The sequence below is a fragment of the Brevibacillus sp. Leaf182 genome, assembly GCF_001423865.2.
GTDB classification, from domain to species: domain Bacteria; phylum Bacillota; class Bacilli; order Brevibacillales; family Brevibacillaceae; genus Brevibacillus; species Brevibacillus brevis_C.
On sequence record NZ_LMPN02000037.1, the window covers coordinates 540,695 to 558,573 of the forward strand.

The window sequence follows — 17,879 nt, forward strand, 5'->3', positions numbered from 1 at the left end:
GCTTATTCATCCTCCCCCACTTCAAAGGTGACGTGGTTCTCGATCCACTCACGCCGTGGTGGGACTTTGTCACCCATCAAAACGGTTACCAGCTTCTCACAGTGAGCGAGGTCTTCCAGTTCAACCTTAATGAGCTTGCGCGTCTCAGGGTCCATGGTTGTTTCCCAGAGCTGATCGGCGTTCATCTCACCCAAACCTTTATAGCGCTGCACTTCAGCACCGCGTCCAGCCTTTTTCAACGCCTGTTCCAGCTCGTAATCGCTCCAACAGTAGATCGCCTCAGTCTGCTTGCCCTTGCTCTGCCTTTTCACCTGATACAAAGGCGGTTGAGCAATATACAAGTGACCAGCTGCAATCATCTGGCGCATGTAGCGGAAGAAGAAGGTCAGCAGCAGCGTTTGAATATGTGAGCCGTCAACGTCCGCGTCAGACATGATGATCACTTTGTCAAATGCACAGTTTTCGATGGAAAACTCTTCGCCAATATCGGTTTCAAGCACCTCTAGGATCGTGCGGAACTCTTCATTCGCCAATACCTCGGAAAGCTTTGCTTTTTCCGTGTTCAACGGCTTCCCGCGCAGGCTAAACAAAGCTTGGAACTCTGAATTACGCGCCTGTTTTGCAGAGCCACCTGCGGAATCCCCTTCGACGAGGAAGAGCTCATTGCGCTTGGAGTCTCTGTATTGCGGCGGAGTAAACTTTTCCGAAATCGATTTGCGCTTTTTGGTGGTTTTGCCTTTCTTGTCGCCGCGCAGGGCTTCGCGTTGTTTGCGCAGCTCTTCACGAATCTCAGCAGAACGCAACGCCTTGTCAATCAGCAGCTTGCCTATTTCCGGATTTTCCTCGAGGAAGAAGCCTAGCTTTTCGGAAACAATCTGTTCTACGATTGCCCGTGCTTCTTCGTTCCCCAGCTTGTCTTTTGTTTGGGACTCAAACTGGACGTCAGCCATTTGCAATGACAATACACCGAGGAAACCTTCCCGCAAATCGTTTCCAGTCAAGTTCGGGTCCTTTTCTTTCAAGTACCCTTTTTTCCGGGCAAATTCGTTAAAAATCCGGGTCGTACCGTTGCGGAAGCCTGTGACATGAGTTCCGCCGTCCGTTGTTACAATCGAGTTGACATAGGACACCAGTGTCTCTGCATAGCCGTCATTGTACTGAAAAGCCAGCTCGACGTAGATATTGTCCTTTTCCCCTTCAAAGTAAACGATCGGATGGAGCGTATTTTTCCCCTCGTTCAAGTACGATACATATGATTTCAAGCCATCTTCGAAGTAAAACTCTTCCCGTTTCTTTTCAGGTCCACGCTCGTCTATTAAAACCATGCGCAGCTTTTTCAGAAGGAATGCCGTCTCACGAAAACGATCACGAATCGTCTCATAGTCAAAGCGAGCATTGCCAAACACCGCGTCATCCGGCAGAAAACGAACCGTTGTTCCTGTACGTTTGGTGGTCCCTGTGATTTCAAGACCAGTAACCGGTTTACCAACATGCTCAGTTCCATTTGCATCCACAACATATTCAAAGCGCTGCTTATGAATTTTGCCTTCCCGGTGGATTTCGACCTCAAGCCATTGGGACAAGGCCACAACGACACTGGAGCCTACCCCGTGCAAGCCACCACTTTTTTTATATCCGCCACCGCCAAATTTACCACCGGCGTGGAGCGTCGTAAAAATAACTTCTGGTACAGGTCGGCCAGTCTTGTGCATACCCGTTGGAATTCCGCGTCCATGGTCTTCCACACTGACACTGCCATCCTTGTACAAAGTGACGATGATGCTATCGTTAACGCCGGCAAGGGCCTCGTCTTTGGCGTTATCTACAATTTCCCACAGCAGATGATGCAAGCCACGCGAGCCCGTGGAGCCTATGTACATTCCAGGCCGCTTTCGAACGGCAATCAAGCCTTCTAAGACCTGAATATCTTCTTCTGTATACGTTAGTGTTTGCTGTGTTTCTGTTTCCTTCAATCGCGCTCTCCCCTCTACTCTTCGGACACGTAGAAAAACGATCATGCCTTTTTTACTGATGGCTAGGGTCGTATTCACCTTTTTTGAAAAACGCCGAGATGATTCAACCCCCATGAGAGGAACGTTTTCCTAATAAAAGCGAACACTTAATCGCTATTGTACCGTATGGTTCCCATAGTATTCAACGCCAGTAGCAAAATGGGGCAAAAAAGCCACCTCGCCCCTAGCGAGATGGCCGATTCTTCTCAGTATTCCTCGTTTCTCATTTCGTTCTGTACATGACATGCATATTCCATCAATTAGTGTAGCACTAATGGTGAAGATTGGTCAAAACGAAAAACCAAAACATCTGTTTCCCTTTCTCTATTTCTTCCCCCATCATCGTAAATCCTGCTACGATCATGGAAAATATGTCAATTGTTCTTACATAGCGTTATCAGTTTGCCTCAGGTATTTCCATTCATCCGCCCTTTGGCTATGGGCATCCTAGTAAGGCATCGATTCCTGAGGCCAAAAAGGGGGGAATACTTTTGATCAGTGCTACCAAGCCGTTTGTCAAATTCCATAAGTATGATGCTGAGCTAGCTTCTGATGTTCATGCGTTAAATGCTGCCGGATACAACAGTGATGACATCTGGGTTTTGAAATGGAATCCTGATAAAAATCACTCGAATCAACGAAACAATTTTTATAAATACAGTACCCACTTTGAAAGTGCCGTCGGTCACATTGACAGCATGGCGCATTTCTTTGACAATGGCGGTAAAGAACTCCGTACCCGTCTCGAAAAGCTGGGTCTTACCAAAGACGAGTGCTCGGCATTGGTTCGGGAACTGCAAGACACGGACTATACATGCCTTCTCGTTGTACGAGACCTTAAGGATAACATTATTAAAATGAATGACTGATAGACCGCATGAAAAAGCCACTGCTTGGGTTCTAACGCCAGCAGTGGCTTGTTTCCTTTATAGCGGGATTACTTGTCTTCTTTAATGAGTTCGATGCCTTCCAGCACTTCGTTCAGCTTCGCGTAAACAGTGCTCTCCTCGTCCTCTTCCAATGGTACCATTTCGCCGCCGTCCACTTGGAAAACGAAGATATCCACTTCTTCATCTTCTTCGCTTTCTTCATCTTCCACAGCTTCAGCCAAGGCAATATATTCTTTACCGTTCAGGTCGAACATAGCCAATACTTCGAAATCCCCCAACGGTTCACCGTTTTCATCGTCCAATGTAATGATATCGCCCAATTCGAGGTCTTTGTTCTCTTCTGTCAATGTGTTCACGTCCTTATGCTGATATTCGTAATCTGTTCCATCATACCGTTTTTTTCCGGGAGAAGCAAACAGGCGAATAACTCTGTGCTTCCCCTGTCCATGAAAAACAACCTACCACGTTAGGCAGGTTGTTAGCTGATTACTCACTATACTCTTGAAGAACACCTTTTTCAAGCAAAAATGCTTCTTCTGCCTGAAGAATAGTCACGATCGCTTCGCGTTTGACATACATTCCAGCAGATGCCAGACGGCTCTCAATCGCACGAAGCAATTCTTCAAAATCAATGATCTGCACATCTTGATCGCTCACAAAAAAAACCTCCCTTTTCCCATACACCTTTTTCATTGTACACGAACAGGTCGTTTCTTCCAACTCCACCATTTTCGGCGGATTGGTTTTAACAAATAAGCGCTCCAGATGACGAGTACAAAGGAAAGAACCACGTACACACATGAGAAAAACAACCACGGTGCAAAACTAATGTCATTGGATTGATCGAAGGACTCGCCTAAAATGTCCAACAACACGATAATAGGGTTCGTCCCTGCCAGCATCTGCAACTCATACATGTTCCAAACATTCGAATTGATGTATCGTTCTGGATATGTCTGTTGCAAGGACTCACCGATAAAAAAGAACAGCAAGCCAGTACCTACCACAAAAAAGAAGGCAATGCCGTATGTGGTAACTGTCGAGATCGACGTTCGTTTAATCCAGGTGGAGCAGAACAACCCCAACGACCCGAGAAAAAACATATTCACCGCGAGAAATAGGACGAGCTGGGCCATTTGTTCCGGGGAGACACTTCCGTACAGCATCACGATACTGTACAAAGGCATCGAGGCAATCAAAAGCAGCGTGGAGAACGCCAAAGACGTAATGAGCTTGCTCAAAATAATCGTGCGCGTCGACAACTGGGTCGTCAGCAAAATAGGCAAGGTCTGGCGTTCTCTCTCTCCACTGATCGCTCCAGCAGTCAAAGCAGGTGCAACAAAGCAAACCATCGCATAGTGTATCCCCGCGGAAATCAGAAACAGATCCCGGTTATCCCCTAACGATTCGGCCTTTAAGGGGTCCATGAGCAAAAAGCCCATCGGTATCCCCCCCATGACAACCAAGTAAACCACTAAAATAAGCATGGTCTTTCTTGAGCGGAATCTGTCCCGCATTTCTTTTACTAAAAGAGGATTGAACAAGAAGTCGCTCACTCCATACCGACTCCTTCCGTTATCGCTAAGAAGACGTCTTCTAAATCTTTCTTGGAATCGCCATAGTAGACGACTGCGACCTGCTCATCCAGCAGTTCTTGAAGCAATTCAGCTTTTTGTTGCTCCGTCCCTTGAAAGTAGAAGCGAAAGCCTCCCATATAGTCTGTCAATTGATGGACATGCGGAGAGCTCGCTAATAGAAGTCCGGCTTTGTCCAAATTCCGCAGGGCTCTCAGTTGCATCCGGCTTTGTCCTGTGTCCCGGTTGCTGACCTCATGCACAGAACCATACGCAATTAATCTTCCTTTTTCAATGACACCAATATCATCACACAGCTCAGCTAGCTCCGGCAAAACATGGGAGCTGATAATAATTGTCTTGCCCATTTCGCGCAGTTGCTTCATAATTTCGCGCAATTCGATACGAGCTCGCGGGTCCAGTCCTGACGCGGGTTCATCCAAAATCAGCACGGCCGGATCATGTACGAGACAACGCGCTAATCCCAGACGCTGTTGCATGCCTCGAGACAAAGAATCCACAAAAGCGTCTGCTTTGTGAGACAAATTCACTAACTCCAAAAGATCACCGACGAGTGCCCGTCTTTTGGAAGCAGGAATTTTGTACGCCCCGGCATAAAACTCCAAATACTCCACCGCTGTCAAATTGTCATATACGCCGAAAAAATCGGGCATGTAGCCAACAGACTGACGTACACTCGCAGGATCTTTTCGTACATTGTAGCCACAGACAAAGGCTTCCCCTTCACTCTGTTCCAGAAGGGTAGACAAGATGAGCATCGTAGTAGATTTACCGGCCCCATTTGGACCAATGAAACCGAACACCTTACCTCGCTCGATGGAAAGGTTCAAATCCGTCAATGCTTGCAAATTGCCGTATCTTTTTCCTAAATGAACGGTTTCGATTACCATTTCCGCACCCCCTCTACCTGGAAAATTGGCTCTGGTAGAGCTAATCGCGACGTTCCATTATGGGAAAAACGAAGCAATACTGTTTGATTTGGCGTCAAAACTTGCTGGAGTTCATTATCGAGGACAAGTCTCGTCCCGCGCTCAACAGGTATCCATCTACCGCTCTTTTGGTGGAAGTATTCGATCCGGAAAGGCTTGAATGAGCTGTGATTCAACGGAACCGTTATTCGCTTCATATGGATCGCCGCTTTATCTGTACGCAATTCAAACGTAATACTGCCCTTCCCAAGCTGCCAAATGTACCCGGTGCTGTCGAAGTCTCCTGTCATTTCATACATATCGGCATCAAGTAGGCCATAAGGACAAGTGACTAGACCTTGTTCATTCGGCTGGAATTGAATAGGCTGTTGAATGACATTCCAGTAATGCGATTGGTGAGGCACTTGCATTGTCATCAGAGGAAGAGGCTCTGTTGTTGTGCCGATGATACTTACCTGATTCCCCTCTTCATAATCAACGACTCTTTCCTGCATTTCTTTGATTCGTTCTTCCAATGTTTGCAATTCGTTTGTTGTTTGTTGTTTTCTTGGCATAAACAAGGGTTCAAGCACACTGTCAATCTGCTTTTCCTCTCCCTTTTTCAATGGCCCAAGCGGAATTCGCTGATAACCTATTTCAATATAAGTCTGATCATAGGCAAACTCCGTGTTGTTTTTCACGTGCCCTTGCAGGCGATTCTCATTGATTCGCAAGGAAGTTTCAAAAGCACCCATATCATGCTTTACCCCGATACCAATCGCCTGTTTCGGTGTCAAATAAGGAAGATTGCGGAAAGAGAGAACCTCATCGCCAACCATTAATCCCTCTGGTCGATAATCATTTCTCCCCAATGTTAAAGGTAGTGCAACGATCGAAGGTTCAAGCTGAACATCGTATTCGTTTTGATCCACCCCCAAAAACGTTGCGGCTGAGCGAACATGCGCCAGAGACTCATCTAATATGTCGATCTTGGTTACGGCGTAGCTGGTACTCGTTTTCACGACAGCAGGCTTTCCAACCGCGAATATAGCGACGGTCAAGAAAATTCCTCCGACCGGGATGACTCCCCACGCCCATTCAGGCTTTCTGATTCTTTTCAGAACGAAGTATGTCACTGGTGCGAGTACAATTGCATAGCCACCCCATAGCGCCACCATCCAGATCGGAGGAGGAGTCTGTACTTCAGGAATCTTCTTGCTCAAGTCAAGAAAAGGCCGGGTCATTTGATCCATATAAAGCTTTTCTTCAAAAATCTTCTTGGCACCATGCTGGATCATTGCATTCTGCCATAGCTGTGGATTGAATTGCCACGATGCCAACGGCTCTGCTGTCACATCATAGTTGACAAACAGCAGCAATCCTCTGCCGTACGATTTTGACACAAATAAGGGCAAGTCACGGTTGTATACACCGATTCTGCCATTTGGCGCTACTTTCGCAATGTCATACTCACTTAATGCTTCCTGTAGCTCTATATTACCAGCTTTTCCTGCTTCCACAGGGAGGATATCAGCAAACCGCTGGATCATCCCATCTTGATTGGGACCTGCGGAAACAACCACGATCCCTCCTAGCTGAATCCACTCCTTGATCGCTGCCATCTGTTGATCATTAATCGTGGAACCACTATTGCCTGCCAGTGCTAACATGTCTATGTTTTCGTAAATCCACGATTGGTCTGGCAACATTTGTTCCGTGAGATTTTGAACGGACAAGGGGCGATTCATTTTGGATTGTGATTGATTGACGGCAAGGAAATGAAACGCATTGCCCTCTTCGCTGATCACCCCAATGGTGCGCCCGTCTGTTGGATAAGGGATACGCAGCTTTTCGCTTTTGACTACTTGACCGTTTTGCGTTACCTGGACGTACCAATCATCGAGCACGATTTGGGAAGGCATATCAAAGTACACGGTTGTACTCTTTCCTTGCTCCAGCTTGATTGGACGCCGAAGCGTTAATTCATTATTTTTTTTGACTTGTCGCTGCGTTAACTCTACAGCCCCAGTGAAATCCTGTTCTTGGCTGGTTACCTTTACGTTTAATCTCATCCATGATTCATATTTGACGATACCACTTAAAGGTATCTCGAATTGTATGTCTACGTTGCTCTCTGCCATAGCTGGGCGTATCGAAAAGCTAAGCCATGTGATGACAAAGATTAACACCCATTTCCATCTCATGCTTGTTCCTCCGCTCATTTTCGTGACGCCAAAGAGATAACCAGTTGTTGCAGCTGATCATGACGCGAGATAAGCATGAAGTGCTTACCTTTGTTTGCCCAGTTTCCTTTGATCAGCTCTTCAGATGACTGGTTTCGCAATGGTAGCTCGCGTGTCACAAAAGGCTCTTCACTCACGTTTACTTCCATCAGCGTTCCATTTGGGTGTGTATAGGTCAATCGCGTATCGGAGCTCCACGATGCCCACTGTCCCACTGCAAGTGAGGTAACTTTCCCCGTCCGCATTTCCATCAGCTGTACTTCACCGGCTTTATTGAAGGCAAGCAAGCTTCCATCTGGTGACCATTCAGGCTGGGAGCCTTCTACAAGCTTCCATTCCTGGAACGATACTGTGCTGCTCACCCAAATTTCTTCGACGCCATTTTTAGAGCGGGTAAAGGCAAGCGAATCATCATGTTCAGACCAGCTTGGTGAAGAGTATAATACCCCTTCTTCTTCCTTCAGCAATCGGCTGCTTCCCATGCTGTAAGTCGTTGGCATCTCCACAATCCATATCCGCGATAATTTTTTATCCTGCTCGACGACAGCGATTTGCTTCCCAGAATGAGACCATGCTACCCCCGTAAATTTTCCTTCGGTTGGCGGCAACTTGATCGTGATTGGCTTTAATTTCTCATCGATTGGAATGGTTTTCAGCTCTGCATTGTTATGGATATAAGCTAGCTGAGTGGCTTTCTGGTCAATATCAACAAGCTCCACGGCTGCTTGTGCTGGCAGCTTAAGTACTTCATGCTCTCGAACGGCAAGAGAGGTATTGTTCCACCACACAAATCCGCCTATGGCAAGGATTAGAGCAGCAGCAGCGATTCCGCTCCAAACCAGCCTCCCCCATTTTTTGGGTGCGGCACTTGGAGCTTTTGCCTGTTTGGCTTCGAGATCTCTCATTTTCTGGAGCAATTGTTTTTTGAGGTCTGATTTTAACTGATAATTGACAGGAACCGATCCGCGCATCTGCTTCAAATGGGCTAGGAGCTGGGTTACAGTCTGATCATCCGATTGATGATCCTGGGGGTGCTTCTCCTCTTCTCTCATTCGGAGTCCCCCCTCTCATACATCTTCTGAAGTTTTTGTAATCCGCGATATGAAATCATTTTGATACTCGATTCTGTTTTGCCAAGAACCTCAGCTACCTGACTGATTTTGAGGTCAGCAAAATAGCGGAGCATCAACACGTCTCGTTGATCCTGAGATAACAAGTCCAGTCGATCACGAAGCTGACGAATCTCTTCATTCGTCAGCGCCTGCCGTTCCGGCTGCCATGTGTCGTCCGGTTCTGCTCCTAGAAAATCTTCCTGGTCGACCGGTAACTCCCTGTTTTTCCGCATAAAATCCACATATGTATTGTGAGCAATACGAAAAATCCATGATGCGAAAGGACTCGTTCTGCTATACTGCTCGAATTTTTCTAGCGCTTTTAAAAAGACCACGGTGGTCAAATCATCGGCATCCCACGTACTCTGAACCCGGCATCGTAAATACCGGTTGACGCGATCAAAATATTCGTCATACAGTTCCGTAAATGGACGAGATTCATAATAATCTCCGGATGATGGCCCCGACGGTTGCTTCATAGCCATTCCCATTTGCGTTTTCCTCGGTTTCTTCCAGACTGAAGCATGTTCTCAGAATGGGCTTTCCCCACTGCATCCTGAGACTACTCTAACTAAGTATTACGTATTTCTTAGGTAGAAAGTTTCATGATGCGGCAAAGTTTTTTGAATTATTTACCTAATGCAGCATCTAATGCTAACTGAATGTCGGAAACAGCCTCGATTCCGACCGATAACCGTACCAGGCCCATCGTAATTCCCGTTTCCTTGCGCTGCTCTTCAGAAAAAGCACGGTGGGACGTCGTAACAGGATGAGAAACACTCGTCTCCACACCAGCAAGAGACGGAGCCAGCTTGATCCAGTCAAGTGCCCGGTAAAAGTCGTAGATTTTCGTCTCGTCTGCGAGAACAAAGGATACCATTGCTCCCTGCTTTTGCCGTGAAAAAAAGAAAGTATCCGTAGGACTTGGGTAATACACTTGCCCAACTGCTGGATGCTCACGAAGAAACGCAGCAATCTGGCTAGCATTATCGCATTGACGCTCCATTCTCACTGCCAATGTTTTCAAACCACGCGATGTCAACCAGGCCTCAAAGGGACTGAGCGATGCACCGTAGTTGGCTACGATCTCTGTGGCACGCTTGATTGTCGCCTGTGATCCAACCAGAGCACCTGACGTCACATCGCTATGTCCACCTATGTATTTGGTTCCACTATGTACCACGAGATCTGCTCCGAATAAAATAGGTTGTACCAAATACGGGGTCGCAAACGTATTATCCACCATGACGGTTAAGTCAAGACTTTTTGCTTCGTTGATCCAGTAAGGCAGATCGACAACAGTCAATAGCGGATTCGTGATAGTCTCCAAGAAAAACAGCCTCGTAGTTGGGCGAGCATGATCAGCAAGCTTTGTCTTTTGACCAAGCTGGATGCATGTAAGCTCGATCCCAAATCGCGACAGCTCCTTGTGCAGTAGAGCGTAGGTACCGCCATAAATTTCATGGGAAGCCAGCACGTGATCTCCAGGAGAAAGAACAGCAAGTAAACCCGCCATGATCGCTCCCATACCGGAGGCAGCACTGACACCTGCTTCTGCACCTTCTAAAGCAGCGATTGCACGAGCCAGCTCCGCTTGGTTGGGATTGCCATTCCGGGTGTACAAGTAGTCTCCTTCGCCGACGTAGTACTGTTCTACTTCTTCCAAGCCTTCGAAGGCAAAAACAGAGGTTTGATAAATCGGTGTAGTTTTGCTTTTTACTCCCCGTAAAGGGTCATGTCCGATATGAACCGTTTTGGTCTCAAATCGCTCTGCCACATTGATCACCCTTTTCTCCCAATCATACCATGCGAGATTGGAAAGGAAACTAGCGGATTGGCAAAAGCTCGACTATTTGTGTTATAATTCGAAACCGAACCACCCAACAGTATGAAACAAAGGAAGGTGCATAAGATGAGAAAGATGATGACAACTCTGTTCACATGTCTGACGGCAATCGCCTTGGTTACGGGTTGTTCCACAGGAAGCAATGAAGCCGCTCCTAATCAGCCGACTACGCCAGCAGAGAAACCAGCATCCAAGGAGCCAGCTAACCCACCGGGCCCAACCGGAGAGAAGAAATACGAGAAGGCTCCGGCAATGCAGATTGACAAAGCAAAGGACTATCAAGCGACAATCTCTACTTCCATGGGAGACATTAAGATCGATCTGTTTGAGAAAGACGCGCCAATTGCTGTCAATAATTTTATTTTCCTCGCAAAGGACAAGTTCTACGATGGCATCACGTTCCACCGCGTCATCAAAGACTTCATGATTCAAACAGGAGATCCATTGGGATCTGGCATGGGTGGCCCTGGTTACACGTTTGAAGACGAATTGAAAACTGGTCATAAATATGAAGCTGGCGTGGTTGCCATGGCGAATTCCGGTAAAAACACGAATGGTAGCCAATTCTTCATTGGTTCTGGACCTGACGTGACAGGATTGGACAACTCTCCGAATTACACGATTTTCGGAAAAGTTACGGGTGGCATGGATGTCGTTCAAAAAATTGCCGGAACAAAAGTAAAGAAACACCCACAAACGGGTGAACCAAGTGTTCCAGAGCAAAAGATTACCATTAAATCCATTACGATTACGGAAAAATAAGAGCAGCCTCAAACTGCACACGAAAGCCACTTTCTCAACGGGAAAGTGGTTTTTTTATAGAAGGAACATCCGTTCATGAAAACATTTTCACGGATTTCGTGATTTTGTAAATAGTTCTATGGAACCAATTCCCTCTTGAACCATCCCCATAAGACCGCTAGACTTGCAAAAGACCTGATTCGCTTCCGCAATCAAAACGCAAAAAGCGAAAAGGAGTGGTTCACACCATGTTGACACGAGAAGCGCCAACGCGCTTTTTCTTCTTTTTGAACAGTTTTGGCTTGATGCTGTTATGCTTATTTGTCACACCGACAAGTGCAATGGCACCACAGCCAGTACAAATCCTGCCTGTTCTCGGTAATGCACAGGCGCCATCGGAACAAGTTTCGAAGAAGGAATCTGCAACAGCAGCAAAACGCGAGTCTGTGCAGGTTAGTCGTGATAGTCGCCCAAAAGTGGTTCGCAATGGAAAAGTGAAGGTTTCGGAGAGGGATATGGAACTGCTCGCCCGGTTAGTATATGCGGAAGGCCGGGGAGAACCGTATGAAGGACAGGTAGCGATTGCTGCCGTTGTATTGAATCGGGTTGCTTCAGATGAATTTCCAAATACGGTACGGGAGGTTATTTATGCTCCCAATGCGTTTTCGCCTGTCCATGACGGCAATTTGACACATAAATCAAATGAAAGCACGAGAAAAGCGGTCCAGGACGCGGTGAATGGAAAGGACCCGAGCAATGGTTCCTTGTACTTCTTCAATCCGGATACGGCTACATCCAAGTGGATTTGGTCACGTCCTGTAACGGTTGAAATCGGTAACCATCGTTTTGCCCGTTAACGTGCTACTTACAGAAAAAATTTAATAATGCTTTATTTTTATTTAATTGATACTTTACTTTTACTTGCTATGTTGTAGGTGTAAGCACTTTTTCAACGCATTGAGAAAAAGTTCGATTATCTTCTTTGGATGACTTTTTAACGTAAGCATGTTTAGATCGATCATTCAATCTGAGTATGCCTACGCTAATAGCTTTGATTGATTGACTGTTTTGGGTGAGAGCAAACCAGTCATAGAACAATCAGTCGTTCTTTTTCTCAATCGCCCCCAATAATTAGGCATTCCCAACTGGGAATGCCCCTTTTTTTAATCAAAACCCGTATATAGACATACCGCCATCAACCGAAATGGTTTGGCCTGATATGTATGAAGCTGCATCAGAGGACAAGAAAATCGCTGGTCCTACCAAGTCCTCGACATCCCCGATTCGGCCACTCAGGGTTCGCTGCAACACCTCTTGGACGAATGCTTCGTCGCTAAGCAAGCTCTCTGTCAGTGGCGTACGAAAATACCACGGTGCGATCGCATTTACGTTGACGCCAAACTTGCTCCATTCTAATGCGAGCACCCTTGTCATCTGGATGAGCCCCGCTTTGCTGGCACCATACGCGACACCCGTACGAAGCGCTACTACACCTGCGACCGAAGCGATATTGACGATTCTGCCATAGCGCTGCTCGCACATGATTTTGCCAGCAGCTTGACTCATGAAAAATGCTGCTTTCAAATTCAAATCCACTACTCTGTCCCACTCTTCTTCCGTTACCTCATGAGCTTTTTTGCGGATATTCATACCTGCATTGTTGATCAGGATATGAACACCCCCTAATCCCTCGACAACTTGCTTCACAACACGGTCCGCTGCATCAGGCACAGTCAAGTCAGCCTCGACGGGGAAAGCCACTCCGCCTTTTGCTTCAATCTCCGATACCACTTCTTGCAAATTAGAAGCTGTTCGCGAGACTACCGCAACCTCCGCACCCGCTTCCGCGATTCCCAACGCCAGTGCCTTCCCAATGCCTCTTCCAGCACCTGTTATGATTGCTTTCTTTCCATGCAAATCAAAACGTGTCATTTTCGAAACGACTCCCCTTTCGTTTCCTTAGAGATTCTGCATCCATCGCCTTTTCCCTTGTCTTTTGCTACAATATACCTGTATGGAAAGGGGGCAGTCTGTTGCGTTTGTACAGTCAAATGACACTCGCCGAGCTGCAGGAGGAAATGGAGCGCCTGCACGTCGAAGCGAAAGAAAAAAAGAAGCTTGGTGATCACTCACAGCTTGCGATCATTACACAAAAGTACTTCATGGCGAAATCGTACTATTTAGGAACGGGTGAGTTCCGAATCGGCAGCAAATACAGCGTGCCAGATTACGATCAGCCGTTTACAATTGATTATTTCAACGGCGTCTTTGCTTGGGGACGTTTCCCTGATTCGGACGAACAAACAGGTTTTCCAGTAGGAATGCTGGAACTTTGGTTTGATTAATGGAAAGTAGCTTGTTAGACCTCAATTCAATGAGGTCTATTTTTTTATTACTCTAACCAAATCTTTGACTTCTCACCGAGCTCCCGGAACCAAATGCGCCCATCCTCGGTTTTCGCTAACAAGCTGCTTTCTTATGGATATACTAACTAAAACGAAAGGGAGCGACCAATACTTATGGACTGGATTAGTATCATTCTCTTAATCCTTTTAGCACTCGGTGTCATTGGAAACAACGCAACTGTGTCCATTGCTGTCGCTCTCCTTCTTCTTATGAGACTCCTGTCGTTGGACCGATATTTCCCACTGCTCGAGCAGCATGGACTACAGCTCGGGATCATTATACTGACGATTGGCATCATGACTCCGCTTGCAAGCGGCAAAATCAATCCTTCCTCCATCTTGGAGATTTTCACGAATTGGCATTCGTTACTGGCCGTCGCCGTCGGTATGTTTGTGGCTTACCTGGCGGGAAAGGGAACGGTCTTGATGACCAAAAATCCATTGATCGTTACTGGCTTGCTGCTAGGTACAATCGCTGGTGTCACTTTTTTCCGTGGAGTTGCGGTCGGCCCTTTAATTGCAGCAGGTATTCTCGCCTTTATTTTGCAATTTTTCCCGAAGTGATTAGCTCCAGCGCTCTTTCAACTGAAGGCCATAGGCCAAAATTTGCTGTGGTGTAACCATGCGAAAGCCTTGTTGCGCACGATAATCAATCGTCAGCAGATCAGACCCGATATAGGCAATGGTTTCGTGATCTATCAGAAACGTCAAAGAATCGACCTGGTAGACTTCATCTTCAGGACCTTGAGTATCCCACCACAACGCATACTCTACATTCATCCCGCAGCCTCCGACTAGCTCACCGTTGATCCGAACAGGCTTGTCTGTACTGGCTATGCGTTCTACTGCCTCTTTTGTCACTTTTACTATCATGTTTGGTGCCACCCTTCTCATGATTTTCCAGCATGCTGGATGCATCATCTCTTACATGATAGCATACAATGCTTGAAAGGCAGCAGAAAGGACGATCATCTATGAACATCTACGAACAAAATGGGATTTTTGTCGCTGAAACGGAGTTCCAATCGGAGCACGTTGTCATTTTTGCGAATACGTGGGAAGAAGCCAAGGAAAAACTACTGGTTCGGCTTCTCGTACTAGAAATGATTGGTTGAGTAAAAAGCGGGTCGCCCAATGGACCTGCTTTTTTCAATGTAAAAACAACAAGGAGCTACCCATAACCATGACAGATTCGACTGTAACGAAAATTGCCGCGCAGAACCTGGTTGCTCAAATCAGACAAGCAACAGCCAAAGCCAATCGCAACAATGTCACCCGCACACAAGCATACCTCGCCTTTTATCTCGAGCACCAAGAGGTTCACTGGGCGTTATTGGCCCATCTGGTCTCACGAAATGGCGGGTGGAGCATGACCGATTTAAAAGGAGAATGGCTACCGCTTATCATGGATGCACAAGCGATCGAGCCCTTTTTTTGGTTCTTGGAAAGATGTAACTGGCTGATTTTTCACGATGCCTATCCACAATTACTACTGTATGCGGAGATGAAACGAACGGGGACAGATTTAACAAAGCTTTTGGCGCCTCTTGGTGTTTCCGTCTTTATGCAATCGTATTGGCAGGAGTTCCTCGCATCCAAAGACAGTGCACGCCTTACCCATGCACTCATCGTGAATGAACAGCAATATATCGAACAACGTGTCGTACAGAAGCCGTTTACACTGAATCGTATTTTCGCTTCGTTTGCTTTCGTAGCTCAATCTGCTCTCTCGATGAATCAAGTGCTCATTCCCTATAAAGCACATCCTACTGACCGCCGACTTAGCTTGATCGGGTTGAATGTTCATCATTTTCCCGACGTCAGAAACCGCATTCAGGTCGGAAAGTCGCTGTATCAGCAATTGTTTGAGGAGCCTTTTCGCTTCGAAAAAATGGTCTCCTATTGCTCTCGTATTCCTCATACGGGCTCGCGAGCGGATTATTGGCCGCATTTGTTCACACCTCATCCTATTCCTTCCACCACAAAAGATGAGTACCAACTACGCTTGGATGGACATGATTTGCTAGAAGGAAGTCCGAAGATATACAGCCCACGTCTTCAAGATGCATGGGCTGATTATGGACACGATCCCGCAGATGGGGTAGATTGGTTTCGAGATGACAAATGGCACGAGGTCGTGAAGGAACCTGCTTCACTGTCTTCCATTGACAGTGATTCTTATGTGCGTTCCCTGCAATGGATTGAATATGGAGTCAAACTCGTCACAGCAATCACGTAGCTTGGAGAGGAGGTCAGCCTTATGGAAAAATGGATGCAAGAAATGGCGTTGAATCAAACAAGTTTTTTGTTATCCTGCCAATTACCGAGCGGCACTTTTCGCCTTGGCCCTAATCGTGATCAGATCAATCCGTACTTCACCAACCTCGGAATTGTTTCCCTCATCCGCATGAAGGAGGCAGAGGCTGTTTGCGGTCATCTCGATTGGTATTTGCGAAACTTGAATGCGGACGGTTATATCAATGATTTTCGACTTGAACAAGGAAGAGAAATCGATACCGGCACGAACGACAGCGAAGATAGCTACCACACCACTTATTTCAGCCTGCTTGCGGAATGGATACGAGCAACAGGGCGTATGGACTGGCTGTATGCCAACCACACTACACTCTTGTCCCTTCTCCAAGCAGTTGCCCGCCTCCAACAGAAGGACGGTCTAACCTGGGCGAAGCATTCGTATCGGGTCAAATATTTGATGGACAATTGCGAGGTGGTCAAGGGACTGGCAGATGCTTCGTATTTATTTTCGTTGATGGGAGATGTGGAGGCTGCTGAGGAAGCTGCCTCTCGCGCCAAAGCCTGCGAGCTAGGCATCAGAGGAATGTACAGTCGGATTCGCAAGTCGTATGCGATGTATGATCGTACGTATCCCGGCTGGCGAAAATGGTACCCGGACGTCACTTCCCAAGCGTTTCCCATTGTCTACAGCATGACAGACGCTAACACCGCCTCACTGCTCTACCAAAGGATCACGGACGCGTTCCCGCATTTTGATACCTTTCAGACTGGTGATTTATATCCGTGGATGACGATGGGGGTATGCGCGCAGTTGACGGGTGATAAAACACGGGTGAAGACGATGCTCGTGACCGCCACAGACTTGTACATACACGGTCCCAGGTATCCATACTGGCTCATTCAAGATGCCGGACGCTACATTGAGTTATTACTGGACGTGGATTCATGAGGATCAGATAGGAGTTGCTTCACCCAATGATAGCAACGCTCGAGCTGTTCGTCTGTTACTTGGTCGGAACGATGCTCGAACATGATCTTTACGTTCGGGTTTTCCTTCCGGATGATCGTCAGGTAGTCCTTAATCGGAGCCCATCCTTCTTCCGGTTTACATTCAGGAAGAACGGGAAAGTGAACGAATTCAACCCCACCAGCGGTCACCTTCATACTCTTCAAATGAATGCTCCAGGCATATTTTGCATACGTTTGGATGACGTGGCGGGCATCGAAAAACGGGTCGATTTTTTCTTGAAGGAATAAGCGACCGGTATCGAGACAGAGCTTTATCGTTGGATATTTTTGTAGCAAGCACTCTAAAAATTCTGTCTCATACACATAACGGTTGAGTGCATCGAATTCAAGGACTGGCGTGAAGCGAAACTCCTTGCCTTTCTCAGCCATCCACGCAAACAACTGCTCGCTACGATACTGAAACTCTGCTTCCGTGTAGGTATGCTCCCAGACATATTCTCGCGAATCATAAAATCGCCATGCACGCCAGTCGACGCGATCATCCAAAATGACAGGCTTCGGATAATGGAATAAGACATAGGTTGGCCGAATGAATGCCATAAATGCCAATTCCTTCTCTATCCTTTCAAATGCCTCGGCTCTCGTCTGATCATGAGCATCCATGAATAGAGCATCCCGCAGCTCAGATTGACCTGCACGCAGCGGAAAATGAACACCGATCGCAAACCCTTTTGCTAGAGATTCACACTGTAGGTTTTGGATATCCTCCTCCGAATCAAACAAGCATGCCTCTATTCCGTAAAAGCCCTCCTTAAAATCTCGTACGTATTTTGCCTGATCAAAACCTCCATATTGACCAATCATGAAATTTTTCATACGAGGGTTTCCTCCCATTTTCCGGC

Annotated in this window: 20 protein-coding genes; 8 read left to right on the top strand and 12 right to left on the bottom strand. The window is 46.8% G+C overall.

Features of this window, described 5'->3' with window-relative positions; all coding sequences use genetic code 11:
• Positions 1 to 2 precede the first annotated feature (2 nt).
• Positions 3 to 1,973 carry a DNA gyrase/topoisomerase IV subunit B gene (locus ASG16_RS29385; protein ID WP_056488522.1) on the bottom strand — a complete coding sequence of 657 codons (1,971 nt, stop codon included), beginning with the start codon at positions 1,971 to 1,973 and terminating at the stop codon, positions 3 to 5.
• 530 nt (positions 1,974 to 2,503) lie between these two features.
• Here ASG16_RS29385 and ASG16_RS29390 point away from each other — a divergent pair.
• On the top strand, positions 2,504 to 2,881 hold the full coding sequence (locus tag ASG16_RS29390; protein WP_048033305.1) for a YflT domain-containing protein: 378 nt from the start codon (positions 2,504 to 2,506) through the stop codon (positions 2,879 to 2,881).
• A gap of 68 nt (positions 2,882 to 2,949) precedes the next feature.
• Here the strand turns inward: ASG16_RS29390 and ASG16_RS29395 are convergent, their stop codons facing one another.
• The 8 genes from ASG16_RS29395 to ASG16_RS29430 all read right to left on the bottom strand — a co-directional run bounded on the left by ASG16_RS29395 (position 2,950) and on the right by ASG16_RS29430 (position 10,546).
• On the bottom strand, positions 2,950 to 3,249 hold the full coding sequence (locus ASG16_RS29395; RefSeq protein ID WP_007718819.1) for a DUF1292 domain-containing protein: 300 nt from the start codon (positions 3,247 to 3,249) through the stop codon (positions 2,950 to 2,952).
• Between the two features lie 139 nt (positions 3,250 to 3,388).
• Complete coding sequence (locus tag ASG16_RS29400) at positions 3,389 to 3,559, bottom strand: hypothetical protein (protein WP_007718825.1); 171 nt, start codon at positions 3,557 to 3,559, stop codon at positions 3,389 to 3,391.
• Between the two features lie 32 nt (positions 3,560 to 3,591).
• Entirely contained in the window at positions 3,592 to 4,458 is an 867-nt protein-coding gene (locus ASG16_RS29405) for an ABC transporter permease (protein ID WP_056488103.1), read from the bottom strand.
• Positions 4,455 to 5,387, bottom strand: a complete 933-nt coding sequence (locus ASG16_RS29410; protein WP_056488106.1) for an ABC transporter ATP-binding protein — start codon at positions 5,385 to 5,387, stop codon at positions 4,455 to 4,457. Before ASG16_RS29410 ends, ASG16_RS29405 begins: the two co-directional genes overlap by 4 nt.
• Positions 5,381 to 7,609 (bottom strand): DUF8725 domain-containing protein, encoded by a 2,229-nt coding sequence (locus ASG16_RS29415; RefSeq protein WP_056488107.1) that lies wholly within the window; start codon positions 7,607 to 7,609, stop codon positions 5,381 to 5,383. Before ASG16_RS29415 ends, ASG16_RS29410 begins: the two co-directional genes overlap by 7 nt.
• A gap of 14 nt (positions 7,610 to 7,623) precedes the next feature.
• Positions 7,624 to 8,700 carry a TolB family protein gene (locus ASG16_RS29420; RefSeq protein ID WP_056488110.1) on the bottom strand — a complete coding sequence of 359 codons (1,077 nt, stop codon included), beginning with the start codon at positions 8,698 to 8,700 and terminating at the stop codon, positions 7,624 to 7,626.
• A complete protein-coding gene (locus tag ASG16_RS29425) occupies positions 8,697 to 9,251 on the bottom strand; it encodes an RNA polymerase sigma factor (RefSeq protein ID WP_007718835.1) in 555 nt (184 codons plus the stop codon). The genes ASG16_RS29420 and ASG16_RS29425 overlap by 4 nt, the downstream gene beginning before the upstream one ends.
• 137 nt (positions 9,252 to 9,388) lie before the next feature.
• Positions 9,389 to 10,546 carry a trans-sulfuration enzyme family protein gene (locus tag ASG16_RS29430; RefSeq protein WP_056488113.1) on the bottom strand — a complete coding sequence of 386 codons (1,158 nt, stop codon included), beginning with the start codon at positions 10,544 to 10,546 and terminating at the stop codon, positions 9,389 to 9,391.
• Between the two features lie 126 nt (positions 10,547 to 10,672).
• Here ASG16_RS29430 and ASG16_RS29435 point away from each other — a divergent pair, with 126 nt between their 5' ends.
• Positions 10,673 to 11,368: a peptidylprolyl isomerase gene (locus tag ASG16_RS29435; RefSeq protein WP_056488114.1), complete on the top strand. Its 696-nt coding sequence runs from the start codon at positions 10,673 to 10,675 to the stop codon at positions 11,366 to 11,368.
• Between the two features lie 227 nt (positions 11,369 to 11,595).
• Complete coding sequence (locus tag ASG16_RS29440; RefSeq protein ID WP_056488117.1) at positions 11,596 to 12,204, top strand: cell wall hydrolase; 609 nt, start codon at positions 11,596 to 11,598, stop codon at positions 12,202 to 12,204.
• A gap of 310 nt (positions 12,205 to 12,514) precedes the next feature.
• On the opposite strand, the gene ASG16_RS29445 is transcribed toward ASG16_RS29440, so the two are convergent.
• On the bottom strand, positions 12,515 to 13,279 hold the full coding sequence (locus ASG16_RS29445) for an SDR family NAD(P)-dependent oxidoreductase (RefSeq protein WP_056488119.1): 765 nt from the start codon (positions 13,277 to 13,279) through the stop codon (positions 12,515 to 12,517).
• A gap of 101 nt (positions 13,280 to 13,380) precedes the next feature.
• On the opposite strand from ASG16_RS29445, the gene ASG16_RS29450 reads away from it, so the two are divergent.
• Both ASG16_RS29450 and ASG16_RS29455 read left to right on the top strand, forming a co-directional pair.
• The gene (locus ASG16_RS29450; protein WP_048033314.1) at positions 13,381 to 13,692 is read left to right on the top strand and encodes a YfhH family protein; all 312 of its coding nucleotides are present in this window, start codon (positions 13,381 to 13,383) and stop codon (positions 13,690 to 13,692) included.
• 174 nt (positions 13,693 to 13,866) lie between these two features.
• Positions 13,867 to 14,316, top strand: coding sequence for a DUF441 domain-containing protein (locus tag ASG16_RS29455; RefSeq protein ID WP_056488121.1), 450 nt, complete (start codon positions 13,867 to 13,869; stop codon positions 14,314 to 14,316).
• On the opposite strand, the gene ASG16_RS29460 is transcribed toward ASG16_RS29455, so the two are convergent.
• Positions 14,317 to 14,625 carry an iron-sulfur cluster biosynthesis family protein gene (locus tag ASG16_RS29460; protein ID WP_056488122.1) on the bottom strand — a complete coding sequence of 103 codons (309 nt, stop codon included), beginning with the start codon at positions 14,623 to 14,625 and terminating at the stop codon, positions 14,317 to 14,319.
• 101 nt (positions 14,626 to 14,726) lie between these two features.
• Between ASG16_RS29460 and ASG16_RS31095 the strand changes: the two genes are divergently transcribed.
• The 3 genes from ASG16_RS31095 (at position 14,727) to ASG16_RS29470 (ending at position 16,957) form a co-directional block, all read left to right on the top strand.
• Positions 14,727 to 14,867, top strand: a complete 141-nt coding sequence (locus ASG16_RS31095) for a hypothetical protein (RefSeq protein WP_173629840.1) — start codon at positions 14,727 to 14,729, stop codon at positions 14,865 to 14,867.
• 68 nt (positions 14,868 to 14,935) lie between these two features.
• The gene (locus ASG16_RS29465) at positions 14,936 to 15,991 is read left to right on the top strand and encodes a DUF2515 family protein (RefSeq protein ID WP_056488125.1); all 1,056 of its coding nucleotides are present in this window, start codon (positions 14,936 to 14,938) and stop codon (positions 15,989 to 15,991) included.
• Between the two features lie 21 nt (positions 15,992 to 16,012).
• Positions 16,013 to 16,957, top strand: a complete 945-nt coding sequence (locus tag ASG16_RS29470; RefSeq protein WP_056488128.1) for a prenyltransferase/squalene oxidase repeat-containing protein — start codon at positions 16,013 to 16,015, stop codon at positions 16,955 to 16,957.
• On the opposite strand, the gene ASG16_RS29475 is transcribed toward ASG16_RS29470, so the two are convergent.
• The gene (locus ASG16_RS29475; protein WP_056488130.1) at positions 16,924 to 17,853 is read right to left on the bottom strand and encodes an IolE/MocC family protein; all 930 of its coding nucleotides are present in this window, start codon (positions 17,851 to 17,853) and stop codon (positions 16,924 to 16,926) included. The two genes, ASG16_RS29470 and ASG16_RS29475, sit on opposite strands and share 34 nt — an antisense overlap.
• Positions 17,854 to 17,879: the final 26 nt, after the last annotated feature.